This window comes from Schaedlerella arabinosiphila, assembly GCF_003885045.1.
GTDB classification, from domain to species: domain Bacteria; phylum Bacillota; class Clostridia; order Lachnospirales; family Lachnospiraceae; genus Schaedlerella; species Schaedlerella arabinosiphila.
This window is the reverse complement of the sequence record NZ_RHJS01000002.1, coordinates 1,996,870-2,015,865: the sequence shown is the minus strand read 5'-3', so window position 1 is coordinate 2,015,865 and position 18,996 is coordinate 1,996,870. Positions and strand designations below refer to the sequence as shown.

The following is an 18,996-nucleotide window of genomic DNA, read 5'->3' as shown; positions in this document are numbered from 1 at the left end:
ATTATGCATGGGTACATCGACACATAATGGAGGACAAAAGGGAAGCACACCTTTGGTGCCATCATGGTTAGATCAGCCAGATGAAGGTACAACAAATGATAGTACGCAAAATTTTGGTAATGTTCAAATTCCACCGATTGGTGATGCGGAGCGATTTAGGGAACCACGTGGAGAGTTTACCAGATATATAAATTCTGGGGGAAGAAATAGTAGTTTGGGACGGAAAAGTGTTTCAAATTATATAAGAAATTCCTTAGGTGGAAGTTCAAATGCAACACGGAGGATGGGTGCTGCAAGAAACAGTTCTGCAAGATTATTGAATGTTGCAAGAGTATTTGCTTCAGGTGGTGCAAGAGCCGTTGAAGAATATCTTTCTATTGAAAACCTATCCAAGAAAACAGCAAACGAGGCCTTTATTGCTATTACTGATTTTGTCTGTCCAGATGGAGGTCCACAGGATGAGGGTATTGCAAGGTCAGCTTACATTTCTGCAATAGAAGAGTCGCCAGAAATAGCTGAAACAAAATTTGAAGATTTAAACTCGGATCAGATTATGGTAATTGTGGAGCGAACTATGGCAAATGCAATTTTTAATAGAATTACAAATGATATTGGCAATAAGATTATTTTGCTTCCACAAGAACGCTCTATATCAGATAACTTGATTATTCAGGTAAAAGATTTTGTTAAACGCTCTGTATCTGATGCGATTACTGATCTTAAGGTTAAGGCGGGCAATATTCGACAAGGTGATTCTTTAAAAATAGTGGATCAAGTATATAAGACAGCTTTTGATATTATGGTAAGTGCAGGTGAAGATGAATGAATAGATATAGACTAAAAGCGAATTATGAAGTTGAAGAAATAAATTCGTGCGAAGAGGACGGAAAGATCATTGTTGATGTTCCTATGCTTTCCAACGGAAAATTGAATTATGGTTTAAGTCATATTAGGAAAAGTTTATACAAAGAGAAGGTATATCCCTCAGAACTAGGATTTGATGTCATATCTCTTGCTACAATGGTGTACTTGGCAGATACTAGAATCGAAAGAGCCATGCATGGACAGGATTCTTGGACAAGAGAAATAGAAATTGAAGTGCCAGTGTCAAACGTAGGCTTATGGAACCATGAGGTTTCTATTATCGAACGTATGCTTAAATTTCTTACAGGAGATTTGTGGAAAATTACATTTTCCACTAGAATGTGGCAGTTTATAGATTTGGAAGAAGATGAAAAGAAATCGAATAAGTTTGATAGGGTATCCTTGTTTTCAGGTGGAATGGACAGTCTTATAAGTACTATTAATTTGATGGAATGCGGGAAAAATACTTTGCTGATAAGCCATGCTGGAGAAGGACTAACGAAGAATGCGCAAGAGAATATCATAGATAGATTGGATTCGATATATCCAGATATTCTACATACCTGGATGGATTTATGGATGGTATTTCCAAGCGATTATATTCCTGGAGGGGGTAATGATAATAATACAAGGAGCAGATCGTTTCTTTTTATTGGATACGGAATTTTTGCAATGACAGGTATGGATAATGTTAGAGAACTGTTGGTTCCTGAAAACGGATTGATTGCTTTAAATGTACCATTAGACGAAACAAGAGTTGGCTCATTTAGTACGAGAACTACACACCCATTCTACCTTTCTTTATGGAATGAATTGCTTTCGAATCTGGGATTAAACATGTCTGTGAAAAACCCTTATTGGAATAAAACAAAAGGTGAAATGGCAGTAGAGTGTAAAAATAAGGATGTCTTATATGAGACTATGAAGCTATCATTTTCATGCTCATCGCCAGGAAAAGCAAGATGGAAAGGCCTTAGCCCACAACATTGTGGTTATTGCGTTCCTTGTATTATTAGAAGAGCGGCAATGTACAAAGCCTTTGGAAATGATGGGACTATTTATACAGAAACGTCAATCCGTAAAATGCAAAATAAAAATTCAGAAGCGATGGGAATACAATTACGTTCTTTTCAATATGCGATAGACAAAATAAAAAAGAATGAAAAGAACGCTTTGTTATATATACATAAGCCAGGGCCGTTGCCACAAGGGGATGTATATTTAAACGAATTAGCTGATATATACATACGGGGATTGTTGGAAGTAGATGCGTTCATACAAGATAATTTAGAAAAAGAGGATGAAAGTGATGATTTGTGATGCGCATTGTCATTTGGATTTAATGGATGACATGGTAGAATTTATAGATGAGATACAGAAATCTAATATAAGTTTATTTGCAGTGGGAACTACACCGAAAGCATATAGTAGAGTAGTACAATGCTGCAGAAGTTCTAAAAATATTTATGTGGGTTTAGGAATGCATCCACAGTTGATCTCTAGTGGTTATGATGATATGCAATTATTTGAAGCTTTGTTCAGGCAAAGCCATTATATTGGTGAAGTAGGGTTGGATTTTAGTAAAGAATATATTCAGACTAAGAAATTGCAGATAGAGGTATTTAGCGAGATTATAAAATTGTGTGAACAATGTGGCGAAAAGGTAATATCTATTCATTCTCTTAAATCGTCAAATAAGGTATTGGAAATTTTAGAGACATACAAAAGACAAAAGAGCAATAAATATATTTTCCATTGGTTTACAGGGTCTATTCCACAGATAAAAAAAGCGATTGAAATGGGATGTTACTTTTCAATAAATCCAAGGATGATGAAAACAAAATCAGGAATTGAAATAATAAAAGCTATTCCGTTTGAACGCATATTGTTGGAGACTGATGCTCCATTTGCGTTAAAAACAAAATATATTGATGTGATTAGGAAAGAACTTGAGGGAGTAGTGGCAAAGATATCCGATATAGTTGGAAGCGATGTTTCACATATAATTAATGAAACATCAAAAGAAATTTTTCAGTTCTGAAAAAATTTGTAGAAGCTTGCAAAACTTGGATGAATTTGCTATAATAATTACATTAGTTTCAGTAATTGCATTACAGCGATTATAGTTTTCCGGTTACACAGTGTCTGAGAGTTTTGCTTTCAGGCACTTTTTTTGTTTCTTATGCTTCTTTCGTTAAGAGGCACAAATCTAAGAAAGCAGGGGAGTTCTTCCCTGCCCTTCCATTTTACAAATTTCATACTGGCCCCTGGGCAACAAAAGCATTCGGAGAATGATTCCATTCTTTGCGTGCTTTTTTTATATAGATCTGGAACCGGAAGGTTCCTTTACTTTTCATTCCGGGAGCCTTTGGCGCACCCGTATCTATAAATATTTTTAGCAGACATGCAGAAAGGAAATGATTTGATGATTCTTTATTTAAGCGTCAGTACCGATTTGGAGGACCTTGTGATTGACTATATTGAGGTCAAACTGGCTACGGGCGCAACAGTATCCCTGAACTGGGATGAGAGTGATATCGAACGGTTGGACGGCGGTTTCCGTGCCCGTTACAAAGGCGTTTATTTCAATGAGGAATACGCTAATGGAAAGATTGGCAGTCTCCGGAAGATGCAGATTGACAGGATTGGCATTTATGCTGAATCCGGGAGTTACTCAGATATCGTCATAACTGAGATGATTTTTGAGGATGCAGGGGAGCAGTATGACATGGAATATCTCCTTCCATATGCCACAGGCATGGGGAGGTGTGAAATGCCATGAGCAATGAACTTTTAAAAGAAATACGGGGCTGTATGACTCGGTTTGAGGCATTGACTCCAGAGCTGCTCCAGTCTATGTCTTGTGATGGACTGACCTATGAGGAGCTTTCCGCACATATGAAACAGGCTGGCCTTTCTATTGAAAAGGTTGTCTGTGATCCGGCGCGGAGGCTGCAGAATGCTTTTTATGCTGATTATGAGAATGGCCGTTATTTTGAGATTTACCTGCAGCGTTCTTATCTGGACATATTGCTCAAGATTGCAATGATGAACTTTTCAGAGGGCAGTGGAAGCAGGCTTCTTGCCAAGAAAGACTGGCGTGGGTTTTACTCCCGTGATGTCCCGGTTCCAATGCAGATTTTTGATTTTCAGAAACGGTATCGGGATATTGACACAGATGAGGTTTTTCATGTGTGGCTGTCTATCCATATTCGGATTGATTATGCCAACGGGCTGTGGCGCGATGATGTTTTGGAGTATGTTTTTTCTTATGCTCCGGCTCCCGAACTGCCACAGACAGAAACGGATGGCAGGATTACGGTTTACCGGGGAATGGGGGAATTATCACAGCCGCCGGAAAAGGCAATATCATGGACCACGAATCCAATTAACGCGCTCTGGTTTGCAAATCGCAGCGGGCGTGGCACAAAGCTGCTGGTTGCCCGTGTGTGGCCGGAACAGGTTGTAGCTTATCTGCCAACTTTCCGCAATGAGAATGAAATCATTGTAAGGCCTGGGAGCATAACTGAATTTTTTGCAGAAGATATGATTCCTGCTACCCAAGATTATGTTCCCGCAATGCTAATGCCGGCAACGGCTGATTTCATGCGGTACAGCAGTGCAGCCAAAAAACTGGGTTATCCCATCGAAAGCCCGTTTCAGTATCATGGGCTGAAGCACATTTTCCGCGTTTTGCTGCTCTCACTGCTTTATTTTTATAATTCCGGTGAAGAACTGACAGAAACGGATAAAGGGATATTGATCTATTTCAGCCTGTTCCATGACATCGGGCGTGATTCGGAGGGTGAGGACGAGTTCCATGGAGACAAATCAGTCCAGTGGCTCCGGAATAAAGCCATCTGGCTTGGCGGAATTTATCTGTCCCGGAAGGAATACCGCATGGCGGAACTGCTGATTGCATACCACTGCCGGGATGATGAAACCGGGATTCAGGCAATACAGAGCATATCCGGCTTTTCAGATGCTGATAAAAAGCGCACGTGCAGGCTTTATGCCATTGCCAAAGATATGGACGGCCTGGACAGGGTGCGCTTTAACGGGTTGGATTACCGTATGCTGAGGACCAAGTATGGGCGCTGTCTTCCGCTGATAGCAGGATATCTGCTTGAGGAACCGCTTCTGGAGAAGCTCTGCACGTCAGGCTGGGAGGAAAGCGTATCTGCACTGACAAATCGGAAAGGAGAGGGAATCCATGAAGGATGAATTTACAATTGTTATGCTGCCGTATTTTGCGGAACTGATTGTGGCGGATATGACTGATTCAGTCAGGAATCTGCGTTTTGACGCGATGAGGCAGGTGCAAGATTATCTGCACCATTATGAGATGCTTGGCTATATGCCCGGCCTCTTATGTGTAATTGCGGAAAAGAAATGCAGATACATAATGGCGGCTACAACGAAAGCGGACATGGAGCAGATTATTAAGCCTCATTGTCCACATTACGATGGCAACAGGTTTATTCCGGGACCGTATAGTATTCCGGAAGAGGAGATGATCTGCTGGAGTGAAACATCAATGAAAGAACCATTAACTTCGGTAGGCCTCGGACGCTATCTGGAGCTATTCCACCAGGTGTTCCCGGAGGAAAGCAAGTTTTTGCCGGTCTGAAAGGAGCAGTTATGGAATTATCAGGAAAGAGTGGAGAAGATATTACCTTTGCAAATTTGCGTGTCCATTATGGGACTGGCCGTTCCATTCATGTTTCCGGTACTGGCCGTGACAAGAAATTCCGGTACCGGTATGGCGCAATGACGGATCTGGGCGATCTGGAGATTTCAAAATGGAAATCCCTGATAAACGCCCTGATTGAACAGCATGGGGAACAGGAAATCCAGCGGCAGCTTCGGCAATGGAGCAAAGCGGAATGTCCCTGGCTTCGCAGCGATGACGAGATTGAGGAATATGCATTGCGGCTGCATGCTGCCAGGATATTCGATGATCCGGCATGGGCAGGTTATATCACGTTCAATCGCCAGCACCGGCCAGAAGTGTTTGAAACAGCCAGGCTGGTCTGGATTAAAACCTCTTGCTGCCAGAAAGCAGGACAGATTACAGAAACACAGCTGGATAAGGCAATTTATATGGATGGTTGGACACGATGCCCACATTGCGGCCGGTTCTCCAGTTTCCATATCTGCACTCCAGAAGAAATTCAAAAAGAAAAGGAGATTTAAAAATGGGTTATTGCATGGAAATGAAAGGCAGCAAATTTTTTGTGCCGGCAGAGCATACAGGGCTTATTTTTGCCATGACAAAAGGGCAGCCATACGATTTTCAGTTGGATTCGGATGGGAACATTTCGGAACTGGAATTTACAGGTGAGAAGCTCGGCAGTGATTTTGAGCTGTTTCAGTCGATTGCGCCTTATGTGCAGGACGGCAGCTATATCTGGATGCTTGGCGAAGACGGCAGCCAGTGGCGCTGGGTGTTCCAGTCAGGGATATGCAAGGAAGTCAAAGCAAAAGTGGAGTGGCCGGATGAATAGACGGCAGATAATTACAGGAAAGGAGCTTATGTATGGGAGCAAAAGAACACAAAGCAAATATTAAAAGAATGAAGGAACTGACTGCTAAAATCCGGGAGGCGGATACCGCCTATTACAGAGATGACAAACCCATTATGACAGACCGGGATTATGATGCTCTGACAGATGAGCTGAAGAGCCTGGAACAGAATACGGGTTTAACGCTTTCCGGTTCACCGACACAGAGGGTGCCCGGTGAAATCTTGGAAGAGCTGACACCAGTACGCCATACCAGGCCGATGCTGTCTGCGGATAAAACAAAGTCCGTTGATGACCTGGTCAAGTTTGCAGGTACGAGGGATGTTGTGCTGTCATGGAAACTGGATGGGCTGACACTGGTGCTTCGCTATAATTATGGCAGACTGCAGCAGGCGATTACCCGCGGCAGGGAAGGAATTATCGGAGAGGATGTTACACATACCGTCCGTACTTTTCTGAATGTGCCGCTGACGGTTCCTGTCAGGGAGCCGTTTGAGGTTCGCGGTGAAGGCGTCATCTCATGGGCAAATTTTAAAAAGATCAACCTGAGTCTGGAGGAGCCGTACAGCCATCCCAGGAATCTGGCGGCTGGCAGCGTGCGGAAGCTGGATGCAGCTGAGGCCGGGAAACGGTTCCTGGAATTCTTTGCTTTCGACCTTGTGACAGATTTGAAAATACAGACAAAATGCTGGCAGATGGATTTTATGGAGACAAACGGTTTTTCAGTGGTGTCTCATGTAAAGCTGTCCCGTATGGATGCTGCTTCTATTAAGGCAGCAGTGGAACAGATGGATCCCAAACATTATGGCTATCCGGTAGACGGGCTTATCATGGAATATGATGATGTCAGTTACGGGAAAAGCCTGGGAGCTACTGGACACCATGAGAACCGTCTGATTGCCCTGAAATGGCAGGACGAGCTGTTTGAAACAAGGTTTCTTGGGATAGAACTGGCGACAACCCGTACCGGCATGGTGAGTATCACCGGCTTGTTTGAACCGGTGGGAATTGACGGAACGGCAGTTAGCCGTGCATACCTGCACAACCTGGATATCTTTGATGAGTTCCAGTTTGGTGTGGGAGATAGGATACAGGTCTATAAAGCCAATATGATCATCCCACAGATTGCCAGGAACGATACACAGAGTAATACATTTACACTGCCGATGGTTTGCCCCTGTTGCGGCGAACCACTTGCAGTCAGGACAACATCCGGGGGTACCCGTCAGCTCTTCTGCGAAAATCCACACTGCACTGCCAAATTGGTTCAGAAATTTGACCACTTCTGTGAGAAAACCCGTATGGACATTGAAGGTCCTTCAGCGACTACGCTGGAGAAATTCATTGGCCATGGGTGGATTCGCAATTTTGGGGATTTATATGACCTGGAGCAGTACCGTGATGAGATTGTAAGCACGGAGGGCTTCGGTGAAAAATCGTTCGAGCGTCTGCAGGCGTCTATCGAAAGGAGCCGTAATTGTACGCTGGCCAAGTTTATTGCCGGGTTGGGCATTCCGATGGTAGGAAGACATGCCGGCCGTGACCTGGATGCGTATTTCCAAGGTTCTTGGGATGAGTTTGAGGCTGCTATTGTAAGCGGCTTTGATTTTACGCAGCTGCCGGATTTCGGAGAAACGATGCACAAAAACATATATCAGTGGTATCAGGATGCGGAGGAAGCAAAGCTTTGGCGTCCGCTGTTATCTAAAATCAATTTTATAAAGGAGAGTTCAACTATGAATACAAATTATAATACACCGTTCTATGGAAAAACTGTTGTTGCGACTGGGAAGCTTAAGAACTATACCCGTGACGGGATACAGATGAAGCTGTTAGAGCTTGGCGCAAAGCCAGCCAGCTCAGTTACAAAGAAAACAGACTACCTGATCGTTGGGGAAAAGGCCGGAAGCAAGCTTACCAAAGCGCAGCAGCTCGGAATTAAGACTTTGACGGAAGCGGAATTTGAGGACATGCTGGCAAAATGATGCCGGAATAACAGTGGCGGAGCAGGAGACTGCTCCGTTTTTTGGAAGGGATCAAAATATGGAAAACATAAAATATCGCTGCCCGGTATGTGGCGCAGAATGCTTTGAGGTTACGGCCCATGTCACTCAGGATTGGAAGATTGACTGCAATGGCAGTTATATGGAATCCATGGATGAGTGTGTGGAAGTTACCCATTATCCGGATGAGGATGATATTTGGAGTTGCGCAAACTGCGAGTTTTATGCAGCGGGAAGCATGTTCCGGGTACCCACTGATGGGCAGAAAGGAGAAGGGGATGCGACGTAAGAAAATAGGCGTCAAAAATTTTCATGGCAGTGTGGATATTACGGATCCTTGCTATAGCAGGGATGTATGGTGCCGGATGAATGATATGAAAATCAAAGAAGGCGAATATACCTGCATGGTTTGGTATCACACGGCGAAAGGGGATTGCAATGGCAAGCCATACGCGTACAAAGTGGTTGGCATTATCGGTATTTATCTTGACGGCAGGATACCAAACCAGAAGACAATGAAAGAAATCGGCAGTATTGGCGTTGATGCCGGTCTGGCCGGATTCTTCCACAACAAACCCGACTACGATGATAACGCCTGGAGCGCTTTTTGCGATATGGTCTGTCATGGCGACGCCTGGATTACCGCAGATGGGTTTTGCAGTTCATCTGGATATGGGGACGGCGGCTATGGTGTATATGCCCAGGAGCAGAATGGCGAAATTGTCGCATTGGAAATCAGATTTATATAAAGGAGGCAAAGGTAAGGATAACACAAAAAAGATGCTGGAGATTACCGGAAGCCTGGTTTATCCGATTACGGTTGGTGAATCGGCGTTTATCCATGAGGAAGAAGGCATCCGCAGGACAAGCACTGTACTGAGTATGGAGAAAATGTCCCCGTCTGAGGTGTGCTTTGAAACGCGGAATACAAAGTATTTACTGCATATGTCTTCAGGGATGGAGGTGAGTGCGGTATGAGCAGTGAGATTTTTTATGATAAAGCATTTATCCGTGTGGATGACAGGTATATCCCGGTTGTCAATCATGGATCGTCTAACTGCTTTGATTTTGACAGCCGTGGACGGGAGATTCCGGAAAAGCATTGGTCTGTTCTGAATTACACCCGCCGTGACAGCCAGATCTTCACTGCAGAAGAGATGCAGCATATTGCAGAAGTCTATGAAGCTGCCAGTATGAATAACCGTGGAGGAACCAGGAAAAGCCGAAACCGTTCCTTTGAGGAGGGTGAGTTTGGCCGCTGGATTCTTGCCGGCATGAGATTCGCCCATACGGTGGAGGAGTACAAGGAATATGGCAATACGGTGGTTGTGATTGATTACAGCGATTCCTATTGGCAGAAGCATTCGGTTTACACGACAGAGGAGTTGATGGAAAAGCTGAAGGAACTGGAAGGCCGCAGTATTTCCGTGTCCTTCTGGGATGACCGCCATGTAACCCATCCGCCCATGCGGCGTAAGGGACAGCCAACGGATTTTAGCTTATTGCCGGAATTCTATGTGCTGCGTGCGGAACAAGGATACTTTGCTAAGCGCAGCAGTCAGAGAATTTGGTTTTCAAAGAATGAAGACCCGCACTCTCAGTCTATTCGCAAGTTTAAGACCGAGAAAACGGCGCAGAAATATCTGGAGAATAATCGGGAATTTTTTTCGAAGTGTGCGTTTGAAATAGCGCGTATACAGAACGGAGGTGTTCCCGCATGAAGGCTACCGACATTCTTTGGGATGTTGATAATGAGGAGGAATTGGAGTTACTGCCGAAAGAGGTTGATATTCCGGTTGAATTGACAGATGAGGAAGAAATAAGCGATTATTTATCCGAATTGACCGGATACTGTCACTGTGGTTTTTCCTTGTCTACGGATTCGCCTCCAGGAAAAAATAAAGCGAATGACGGTGAAAAGGAATCAAAAGCCAGCCAGTTTCGCAGTGTGGCGCAGACGCGGGTGAACAAAATCATCAAAATGGTGCGTCTGCTTGGAAACTGCTCCAACCCTGCAGTGTATGCCTTTACAGGCGAACAGGTACAGCAGATTTTTGCCACATTGAGGGATGAGCTGGACAAGGCACAGAAACGGTATACGCAGTCGTATGAGGAACGGTTTTCTCTGTCAGAGGAGCAGTCAGCTGCCTTAACAGAGCTTCCTACGATTGTATTGCCCCTGCCGGATGGTTCCAGGCTTAGGGCGGTTGCCTATGGGGGTGACAGCTTCCCGGCTATCAATATCTACTGGGATACAGATTTACACAATTTTGACGGGCCAATCTGCTTTGCAGAATACAATCCGGAACGCAGCCCCTGCCACGAGGTTTGCATCGGAGCATACCACTCTGACAAGGATGACACTATTTATTACAGGCCATATATGGCAGAAAGGGATTCAAATGAAGAGGATTAAAATAAACGGCGCAGAGCTGGACATAGGAAAATTGAAGAGCCGTCAGGAGTTGATGGCATACTTCAATGAAAACGGCCCTACTCATTCCGCATTGATGGATTTTTGCGAGGAATATCGTGAGAAGTACGGAAACGAGCTTTGCTGGAGCTATCCGATTTCTGACGGCAAACACCTTGGAACCTTTTTGGTTCTGGTGAAGGAGGGAATTTTGAGCCTTCCCTATAATGATGCGGATAAAGTAGGCTATGAGCTGTTCTGCGTAGATGATGCGGTAATGTTTGAGGACTATGGGGACATGGAGATTTTCATAGATGACTGGAATACGTTCCATACCGATCTGCTGCAGGCAATGAAAGCTATGCGGGATTATCTTTACAACGAGGAGGTGGCTGAAGATGGCAAAAATTGATTGGATCATTCATTGCTGCGCCAACGGCGTGGTATGCGATAAGTGTAATAAGATAGAAACGGGGTTTCTGGAAAACACCTGCAATGCCCATACGCATGGCATGGAAAAGTATCACCACATGGATTTCCAGATGGTGCTTTTCCTGCCGCCAGAAGAAATCGGCCGGATCCTCAATACATTAGGGCTTCGTGTCCAGGCCGGCGAACGGTTCCATGACGGTGACCTGGTCTCCGGCATTTATGAGGATTGCAATATCCGGCTGAATGAGTATGAGGAAACCGGGAGGACCGTGCTGCGTGTGATCATTCCCGATAAATACAATGTCTTTCCGGAGGACGCACGCTGTATGCCGGTTTACCGTCTGCAGTTGCTGACAACGGAGGGGCTGTGCCGGGAAGGCGGTGGTTCCCTGTGAGAGTGGTTTTGTACCAGATTGCGTTGGAGGAGAAGAATGCCCGGTTGCTTTTCCAGGATTTGCAGTCCATAAAAGCGGCCAGCGGCAGCCGGGTTCCGGCGGAGGCATATGAAGCTGTATATCATGGTGAAGTGGATGCCAAAACGCTGGAAGATATTTTCTGTATTTTCAATATGGCGCATCCGAAAGGATACTGCGGACGGTCTCTTTCTGTATCCGATGTTGTGGAAGTTTTTGGCCCACTGGGAAACAGTGACTTCTTTTTCTGCGAACCGGCAGGGTTTGCCAGGATTGAGTTTGATAAGAGCCGTACAAGAAGGATGTAAGGAAAAAATGGGTATAGGTGCCGCCACGGCACAGAAAGGATTTGAAGATGGAAAAATTGACATTAAATTACAAGGGGCGCGACAGCTGGAGCCGTCCGGTATATGAGGCAGGAGGAAACCTTTATGTGGACGTTGATCCGCGTAAAGACCGGAAACCGCATATCTGCACAAAATACAACAATGAATTTGACGGCGAGCCAGATATGCCGGTTTCAGAGGATATCCAGTTTACGTTTGTACCGTGCCGTGACACATGGAATTAGGGAGGCGTAATAATGGCAATTACAATGATTTGGGATTTTGACAGTGATACACCGCTCTCGATCAGGGACAATATAATGCGAGTAGACTGGTACAACGCAGGAGAAGGCCTTTGCGGGGATTATGACCCGGATGACCCTCAAGACATAAACCTGTTGCGGTTTGATGTATATGTTCTGGGGGAAAAGGAAACGGAGCATGGATCTGATGATGGCTGGAAAGAGGTTGAAGACGCATCATATTGTACGAATGTGCCGGCAAATTCAGCACATGAGATTCTTGAAGAATCGTTAAAATATATTTTTTCCGAGTATAGAGGGATCATAGATCAATATCCACACAATTCATTCCGGAGACTTGGAGAAAGGCTTAGTTGGATTTCTGATTTAGATTTCGTATCAGAAGCTCAGAAAGGAGTATCATGAAGGAATTTATGATGAAGATGGTTCCAGTGGAGCCAAAAGAGCATTTCCCGTTTCACTGCCAGCAGTGCGGTGCGTGCTGCCGCCATGTAAAAGAAAGCGTCCCTCTGGAAAGTCTGGATGCGTTCCGTCTTGCAAAATATTTGCGGGACAGAGGGGAAGCTATCCAATGTATGGACGACGTCCTGGCAAGGTATGCCGTACCGGTTTTGCTGCATGAGTCTGGATATATGGTTTTCATGCTGGGTACGGTGGGTACGGACGATGCGTGCATTTTCCTTAGGGATAATAAATGCACCATACATGCAGCCAAGCCAAAAGCGTGCCGTACATATCCAGTTTCGGTGGGGCCGGCTGAACGTGGAGGCTATGAGGCGTATCTCAGTATGGAGCAGCCGCATCATTTTAACGGGCCGCAGCAGTCAGTCAAAAAGTGGGTTCAAAAGCGATGCTCGCGACAGGATTATGACTTCTGGAAAACGGATATTGGATCAGCGCAGGAGATTGCAAGGCATTTGGAAAAGCTGTCCCTTGAACAGAAAAAAGGGGCGCTCCTTCAGTTCCTTCGCTATAAATATTCAGAGTTTGACCTGGACAAGCCTTTTACGGAACAATTCACAGAAAACAACCAGAAGCTTTTAGAAGCTTTAAGGAATCAGGCGCAGAAAGGGGATAAAGAATGAGGATTACGCAGCTAAACATGGAGATATTACAGGCACAAGCCCGGTTAAATCTGGCGCTGTTTGAATATTTTACGGCTGGCTCTGGTAATTATCGTCCGATAGAGGGGACAGAAGAGCTGAATGATTCCAACCGTCAGGTAATACTGGCGATGCATGCTGTTTATGGCGGGGTATATTTAGGATCATTTTCGGATGCAGCGCCGCTGGCTCCATATGAAGGGCAGGAAATTACGAATTTTAGTTGTGATTTCTGTGTCCCATGTTACAGTGGCGAGTTAGAGCGGCTTATACGTGACTGGCGTGAAAATGTCAATAGCAAAAGCCTAGATAACGCCATGAAATTAGTGGAACAGTTGCAGGGGAAAATCCTTTGCTGGTCGTAAGGACAGGAGTGGCACATGGACAAAAAGATAAATACCTTTACCATTGAGCAGTTAGAAAAGATTATGATTACCCGTGGAGCAGTCATCAGGGCTATTCCCATGGAAGTGACGCATGTATTAGAAAAATGCCATGCAGACAGATATCCACATAGCGAAATCCTTTATCTGGAGGAATACAAGCGGGAGATGCTTCTGGTCAGGGAAATACCGGTTCTTGCCGGGAAGTTTATGCTTCAGGAAGAAAGGAATACCGGGAGTACCGTAAAGTTCCATACTCCTGCGTTTTTTGGTTCTATTGCAGAGATCATCCGATGCCTGCAGGAGAATGGTTAAGTCATTATAAAAACAATCAGGTCAGTATGACACAAGCAATGAGGCGCCAGTTTCGGCGCCTCTGGCTATTTCATGAAAACAAAATTTTATAGATACGCAGATTCAATTATATATAGGAGGAGACAAATATGGATCACAGATTAAAGGACATTGCAGAAAACCTTGACAGAATGACTATCGGCGTGGATGAGCCGTTTAAATTCAATTGCGATATGTGCGGGAAATGCTGCATCCACAGGGAAGATATCCTGCTGAATGCAAAAGACATCTATCATATGGCAAAAGAGCTTCAGATGGAACCGGCAGAAATGTTCCAAAAGTATTGTGAAACTTATATTGGGGGATCTTCCAGGATACCTATCGTCAGAATCAAACCGCGCGGACCGATTATGAGATGCCCGCTGATGAAGGAGCGTAAATGTTCCGTACATAAGGCAAAGCCGACAGTGTGCGCAATGTTCCCGATCGGAAGGTGCATAAAAATGGAAGCAGACGATAAGAACCCTGCTGTCAGTACCAATGAAATCACATATATTTTTACAGATCCCGGTTGTGGGGACGGCTCTAAGACCCATACGGTTCGGGAATGGCTGGGTGAATTTGGAATCCCACTGGAAGATGAATTCTTTTTCGCATGGAATCATCTGATTGCCGAGCTTGGCAGTATATTCCGTGCAGGGGAACAGGTTTTAAGTGAAAGGACCATGAGCGCCGCATGGCAGCTGACTTTTGTGAAAATATATCTTGATTATGATTTGGGTAAGGATTTTATGCAGCAGTTTCAAGCGAATGCAGAAGAGGTTCTTGACATTATGCGCAGGATGCCTGCGAAGAAGGACAAGAAGAAAGGTGGGAAATAAGATGGCGGAAGACCGCAACCAAAATCAGATTATCCGCAAGGATGCCCGTAACTGTTTTGTGGAAAGCCTGAACGATGCCTTTGAGATTGGGAGGATTCATCTGGCGTTTGCCACCTATGACCTCAGTAAACCGGCAGGGCAAAGGCAGACCAATAACATCCATATCTATATCGCAGTGGATGAGTTCCTGGAACTCTGCCGCAAGATTGCTTGCGGGGAACTTCGGTATATGATGCAGAACAGAAAGAAAAGCGGGGATAAATCTCCATTGTATCAATGTCTTGGAGGAACATCAGCAGAAAAGCTTGCCAGGCAGGGACGTGCCCGCAAGGATGGCATGAGTCTGTCGCGGACAGCGCAGCTCTTATGCGGCAGCAAATCGGATTTCCTTTTTGTTGCAGACAGCGGGCCAGGTCAGACGGATGCAAAAGGCCTGATTGTTCCCAGGTTTGGAAGCAAGCCGGAGAACCATGTGGCCATCAGTATGAGCTATGAGGTTTTCAGTGAACTGATGATGCTTACAAAAGTGCATTTTGAAGCTTGGCTGTCTGCATGGTATATGCAAAAGATTCAGTCAGGGAAGCCTGCGAAGAATAAGCCGCAGGCAGATTCCCAGTATCAGGAGAGCAGTTATGAGCCGGAGAATGCTTCGGAGCAGATGTTTTAAAGTATTATAAATTAAGAAGCGGTGCAGCCTCAAATGATAAGGCTACATCGCTTCTTTTTAGATATGATGGGTAGGTCTGTGTTTTGTGCGGATTGCTGATTTCGGATTCACTTTCAGATATTTTGGTAACTGCAAAATGAAATAATCTATGCGGTATAGGTAGCTGACATATCGAATTTTGAGTGGCAAATGGTTATCTATAAGTTTATTGTGAGCATAATCAAGCCTGTTCATTGGAGACTTTTCGAGGTATAATAAAAAAAGGAAATTATAAAAAGCAACGAATGATGATTGATATATTATAAATAGATGGAACAATATGAGGAAGGAATAGAAATGGGTACAAATGTAATTGCGGAAGTGCGCGAACAGGCACATGATGCTAATGTTGCAAATAAGATAATTGATTCTTTGAAAGGATTGAAACAAAATTCTGATGATAAAAGCCGTTGCAGATGGGTTTGGGAACTTATCCAGAATGCTAAGGACGTAGTCAATAGCACTGGCGGCGTTGATATAAGTATTGATTTTAATGAACAGGAAAGAACATTACGGTTTTCGCATAATGGGAAACCATTTACGATACAAAATATTGTTTTTCTAATAGAACAAGTTTCAACGAAAGATAGGGATGAAAAATCCTCAAGAAGTACGGGGAAATTTGGAACAGGATTTATGACCACACATCTATTATCGGAGAAAGTAATGGTATCAGGTGCTTTGCAGAAGGGACAGGATGAAATTAGAAAAGTAGAATTAGAAATAAATCGTTCGGAAGGAACAAAGAAAGGAATTATAGAAGGAAATAGAAAAAGTTTTGAACAATTACAAAATGGTATTGATAATGGAGAGGTAATGGATGATTTTGAGGAACAATCTTTTAATACATCTTTTACATATTGTCTTGATCAAACTGGAGTTGCTATTGCAAAAGAAGGATTAAACAGTCTTTCTGTTTCTATGCCATATGTTTTTATGTTTGTACCAGAGGTAAGATCCGTCTCAGTAGTACAATATGAATGGGAGTTTAGAAGAGGCCGTATCCAGTCATCACAAAAAGATAATATAAAAGTGCAGGAGGTTGTAGTAAAGCGGAATAAAGAAGAAAAAATCCTTTATATTGCTAGTATTCAAAGCGAAAATGTATCTGTAGTTACTGAGGTAGAGAGGAAAGAAAATAGTGTTTGGATAAAGAAGTTTTCAGAACAGTTACCAAGACTTTTTTGTGATTTCCCTTTAATCGGAACAGAGGATTTTGCTTTTCCGGCAGTGGTTAATAGTTCAAAATTCAATCCGACTGAGCCGCGAAATGGTATTTTTTTAAAAGATGTAGATGAAATTGAAACAAATGAAAATAAGAGCCTCATGGAAGAAGCTGTGAAATTGTATGGGGAATTTTTATCTTATATATCAAACAGAGGGTGGAAGGGAATCTATAATTTTGTGAAAATTCGATCACAGGGAGATAAGACATGGCTTAGCACAGATTGGGTAGGAAAAAATATTGTAGATGAGTGTAAGAATATAATTAGCATCATGCCAATTATTGATAATAACGTAGAAACAAGGGTAGCTCTGCAGGATGAATGGGGAGAAACGAATGTCTGGGTAATTGATGATACAAATTCGAATATACGAAAAGAACTGTGGAAATTAGTTTCAGAGCTTATGCCAAGTATGGTAACGAATGAATCTGATATTGATGCATGGTACAATTCATTGTGGAGAGGATGCAATAAATTTACATTACAGAGTTTGGTGCAGTATGTACAAAAATTAAAAAATATAAATCTACTAGAAGAAAAAATATGTAAAAAGGGAGAAGAATGGCTTAACAAATTCTATAATTTGATATCAAAAAACAAAAGCATAATGGAGTATATAAAAACTAACCATGTGAGTATTTTTCCAAATCAAAATGGTTGTTTTTGCACGTTAGATACATTATCAGTTGATTTAGGTATCGATGAGGCATATAAGGATATCTTAAATTATGTTCAAGATGATTGTCGAAACGGTTTTCTCGATAAAGAGATCGTTGTTTTAGAGTGGATGGATATACCCAAATGTTCAATACAAGATATTTTTGAGAGAATAACCAATGGTTTAGCACAGGGTTCTGAACAACAGGATAATATATATAGCCAGTTGATTGTTCTGTATGCAAAGGATGGTAATCTATCTGATCTCAGAAAGAAACAGATATATTTTTTGGAATTTGCGGACACAATATTTCCGGATAAATTTATGGAAAAGCATGGAGTTTCTATTATTTCGGAAGAATTAATCGAAAAATCAATAAAATATTTATGTACTAAGCTCGTAGATAAAATAAGTGAATATAAAAATTTGGAAACTCTTGATTTGATTGTTATTGATTCAGAAGAAAGTGTCGAAGAATGGATTTCCAAATTTATTGATTTTATAAAAAATTCAGGATACAGTTTCTTATTAGATAGAAAAGAAAAAACAATTTTGCCAAACCAAAACGGCCAATTTAAAGCAAAAGAAGAATTGTTTACAGATAATGGTGAAATGGACGAAACACTAAAAAGTATTTCGTCTGTTGCGGGATATGACATCAAAGGAGAATTACTATTAGCTGAAGTTTTTTTGCAGTTACCCGATAATCGAATGAAAGGAATTGCAGATGTTGCTCCGCATATTATATCGTATGTAAGAAATAACCAGGGTTCTGCTAAAATTCAGGATCCCATTGTGATGGATGTATTTAAAAAACTTTATTATTGGATAAAGGATAATCCGGATGCAGCAATGAAATATTTTAAAGATATACGTGAAAATATACATTGGCTATATAATGATGAAGAAATAGCCGAAAATATGAAAAAAGCCGAACAAATAGACGCTATATTAGAAAAATATCAGATTAAAGATATTAGTATTTTAGAAGAAGCATTTGTAAAAGTGAATCAGGATAAGAGCTTAAGTAAAGATGTTATTTCGAATGATGTGGAAAGTGAAGAAGAAATATTGATTCAATATGGTATTGCGTCAGAAGAACAGTATAATGAAGCTCTAAATTTGCAGGTTTTTAAAGAGAATTTTATTTATGAATCCTCCCATGATGTTTCAAAATTTATCTTTGCCAATCAAATACTGGAGCGTGCTAAGAATAATATCATAGAATTTTTGGGGAAGAAACCAGAATATGATGTTTCAAATATTATAGAGATTGACAAAACCATGTTTATTATTGAAAAAAATAAGGAGCAAATTTATTTGATAGCACGTCCTTCAGATTACAGTTATGTTGCAATACATTATGATTCTGAAAGAAACATGCTTGATTATAATAAAGATTGGGAGTTATGGGTTGAGGATGGAAAGAAAGAGCCAGAAAAGTTAACATTTGGAAAGATTTTAAAACTTACAGGAATCAATAAGATACCGTTAAAGAGGATATAA

General features: G+C 42.6%; 25 protein-coding genes. All 25 read left to right on the top strand.

Annotated features, from left to right (window positions below):
- The first annotated feature begins 7 nt into the window (after positions 1–7).
- The 25 genes from qatB (at position 8) to EBB54_RS30670 (ending at position 18,996) form a co-directional block, all read left to right on the top strand.
- A complete protein-coding gene (qatB, locus tag EBB54_RS09990) occupies positions 8–826 on the top strand; it encodes a Qat anti-phage system associated protein QatB (RefSeq protein ID WP_125127321.1) in 819 nt (272 codons plus the stop codon).
- The gene (gene qatC, locus EBB54_RS09985) at positions 823–2,184 is read left to right on the top strand and encodes a Qat anti-phage system QueC-like protein QatC (protein WP_125127320.1); all 1,362 of its coding nucleotides are present in this window, start codon (positions 823–825) and stop codon (positions 2,182–2,184) included. Before qatB ends, qatC begins: the two co-directional genes overlap by 4 nt.
- Positions 2,165–2,905, top strand: coding sequence for a Qat anti-phage system TatD family nuclease QatD (gene qatD / locus EBB54_RS09980; RefSeq protein ID WP_125127319.1), 741 nt, complete (start codon positions 2,165–2,167; stop codon positions 2,903–2,905). Before qatC ends, qatD begins: the two co-directional genes overlap by 20 nt.
- A 384-nt stretch (positions 2,906–3,289) precedes the next feature.
- Positions 3,290–3,646, top strand: a complete 357-nt coding sequence (locus EBB54_RS09975) for a hypothetical protein (protein ID WP_125127318.1) — start codon at positions 3,290–3,292, stop codon at positions 3,644–3,646.
- Positions 3,643–5,088 (top strand): hypothetical protein, encoded by a 1,446-nt coding sequence (locus EBB54_RS09970; RefSeq protein ID WP_125127317.1) that lies wholly within the window; start codon positions 3,643–3,645, stop codon positions 5,086–5,088. The genes EBB54_RS09975 and EBB54_RS09970 overlap by 4 nt, the downstream gene beginning before the upstream one ends.
- A complete protein-coding gene (locus EBB54_RS09965; RefSeq protein WP_125127316.1) occupies positions 5,078–5,494 on the top strand; it encodes a hypothetical protein in 417 nt (138 codons plus the stop codon). Before EBB54_RS09970 ends, EBB54_RS09965 begins: the two co-directional genes overlap by 11 nt.
- Positions 5,495–5,505: 11 nt before the next feature.
- On the top strand, positions 5,506–6,060 hold the full coding sequence (locus tag EBB54_RS09960) for a hypothetical protein (RefSeq protein ID WP_125127315.1): 555 nt from the start codon (positions 5,506–5,508) through the stop codon (positions 6,058–6,060).
- Positions 6,061–6,062: 2 nt separating this feature from the next.
- On the top strand, positions 6,063–6,371 hold the full coding sequence (locus tag EBB54_RS09955; protein WP_125127314.1) for a hypothetical protein: 309 nt from the start codon (positions 6,063–6,065) through the stop codon (positions 6,369–6,371).
- A 32-nt stretch (positions 6,372–6,403) separates the two neighbouring features.
- Positions 6,404–8,374, top strand: coding sequence for an NAD-dependent DNA ligase LigA (gene ligA / locus EBB54_RS09950; protein WP_125127313.1), 1,971 nt, complete (start codon positions 6,404–6,406; stop codon positions 8,372–8,374).
- 58 nt (positions 8,375–8,432) lie between these two features.
- Positions 8,433–8,681 (top strand): hypothetical protein, encoded by a 249-nt coding sequence (locus EBB54_RS09945; protein ID WP_125127312.1) that lies wholly within the window; start codon positions 8,433–8,435, stop codon positions 8,679–8,681.
- Positions 8,671–9,141: a hypothetical protein gene (locus EBB54_RS09940; RefSeq protein WP_125127311.1), complete on the top strand. Its 471-nt coding sequence runs from the start codon at positions 8,671–8,673 to the stop codon at positions 9,139–9,141. The genes EBB54_RS09945 and EBB54_RS09940 overlap by 11 nt, the downstream gene beginning before the upstream one ends.
- 31 nt (positions 9,142–9,172) lie before the next feature.
- Positions 9,173–9,370, top strand: coding sequence for a hypothetical protein (locus EBB54_RS09935; RefSeq protein ID WP_125127310.1), 198 nt, complete (start codon positions 9,173–9,175; stop codon positions 9,368–9,370).
- A complete protein-coding gene (locus EBB54_RS09930; RefSeq protein WP_125127309.1) occupies positions 9,367–10,113 on the top strand; it encodes a hypothetical protein in 747 nt (248 codons plus the stop codon). The genes EBB54_RS09935 and EBB54_RS09930 overlap by 4 nt, the downstream gene beginning before the upstream one ends.
- Positions 10,110–10,808 carry a hypothetical protein gene (locus tag EBB54_RS09925; protein WP_125127308.1) on the top strand — a complete coding sequence of 233 codons (699 nt, stop codon included), beginning with the start codon at positions 10,110–10,112 and terminating at the stop codon, positions 10,806–10,808. The genes EBB54_RS09930 and EBB54_RS09925 overlap by 4 nt, the downstream gene beginning before the upstream one ends.
- Positions 10,795–11,217, top strand: a complete 423-nt coding sequence (locus tag EBB54_RS09920; RefSeq protein ID WP_125127307.1) for a hypothetical protein — start codon at positions 10,795–10,797, stop codon at positions 11,215–11,217. Before EBB54_RS09925 ends, EBB54_RS09920 begins: the two co-directional genes overlap by 14 nt.
- Complete coding sequence (locus tag EBB54_RS09915; RefSeq protein ID WP_125127306.1) at positions 11,204–11,632, top strand: DUF4262 domain-containing protein; 429 nt, start codon at positions 11,204–11,206, stop codon at positions 11,630–11,632. The genes EBB54_RS09920 and EBB54_RS09915 overlap by 14 nt, the downstream gene beginning before the upstream one ends.
- Positions 11,629–11,958, top strand: coding sequence for a YodL domain-containing protein (locus EBB54_RS09910; RefSeq protein WP_162307118.1), 330 nt, complete (start codon positions 11,629–11,631; stop codon positions 11,956–11,958). Before EBB54_RS09915 ends, EBB54_RS09910 begins: the two co-directional genes overlap by 4 nt.
- A 47-nt stretch (positions 11,959–12,005) precedes the next feature.
- Entirely contained in the window at positions 12,006–12,221 is a 216-nt protein-coding gene (locus tag EBB54_RS09905; protein WP_125127304.1) for a hypothetical protein, read from the top strand.
- 12 nt (positions 12,222–12,233) lie between these two features.
- Positions 12,234–12,644, top strand: a complete 411-nt coding sequence (locus EBB54_RS09900) for a hypothetical protein (protein WP_125127303.1) — start codon at positions 12,234–12,236, stop codon at positions 12,642–12,644.
- Positions 12,641–13,324: a YkgJ family cysteine cluster protein gene (locus EBB54_RS09895; protein ID WP_125127302.1), complete on the top strand. Its 684-nt coding sequence runs from the start codon at positions 12,641–12,643 to the stop codon at positions 13,322–13,324. The genes EBB54_RS09900 and EBB54_RS09895 overlap by 4 nt, the downstream gene beginning before the upstream one ends.
- Positions 13,321–13,707, top strand: a complete 387-nt coding sequence (locus EBB54_RS09890; RefSeq protein WP_125127301.1) for a hypothetical protein — start codon at positions 13,321–13,323, stop codon at positions 13,705–13,707. The genes EBB54_RS09895 and EBB54_RS09890 overlap by 4 nt, the downstream gene beginning before the upstream one ends.
- A gap of 15 nt (positions 13,708–13,722) precedes the next feature.
- The gene (locus tag EBB54_RS09885) at positions 13,723–14,040 is read left to right on the top strand and encodes a hypothetical protein (RefSeq protein WP_125127300.1); all 318 of its coding nucleotides are present in this window, start codon (positions 13,723–13,725) and stop codon (positions 14,038–14,040) included.
- 128 nt (positions 14,041–14,168) lie between these two features.
- Positions 14,169–14,900, top strand: a complete 732-nt coding sequence (locus EBB54_RS09880) for a YkgJ family cysteine cluster protein (RefSeq protein WP_125127299.1) — start codon at positions 14,169–14,171, stop codon at positions 14,898–14,900.
- Positions 14,890–15,567 carry a hypothetical protein gene (locus EBB54_RS09875; RefSeq protein ID WP_148099352.1) on the top strand — a complete coding sequence of 226 codons (678 nt, stop codon included), beginning with the start codon at positions 14,890–14,892 and terminating at the stop codon, positions 15,565–15,567. Before EBB54_RS09880 ends, EBB54_RS09875 begins: the two co-directional genes overlap by 11 nt.
- 309 nt (positions 15,568–15,876) lie before the next feature.
- Positions 15,877–18,996 (top strand): sacsin N-terminal ATP-binding-like domain-containing protein, encoded by a 3,120-nt coding sequence (locus EBB54_RS30670; protein WP_193554348.1) that lies wholly within the window; start codon positions 15,877–15,879, stop codon positions 18,994–18,996.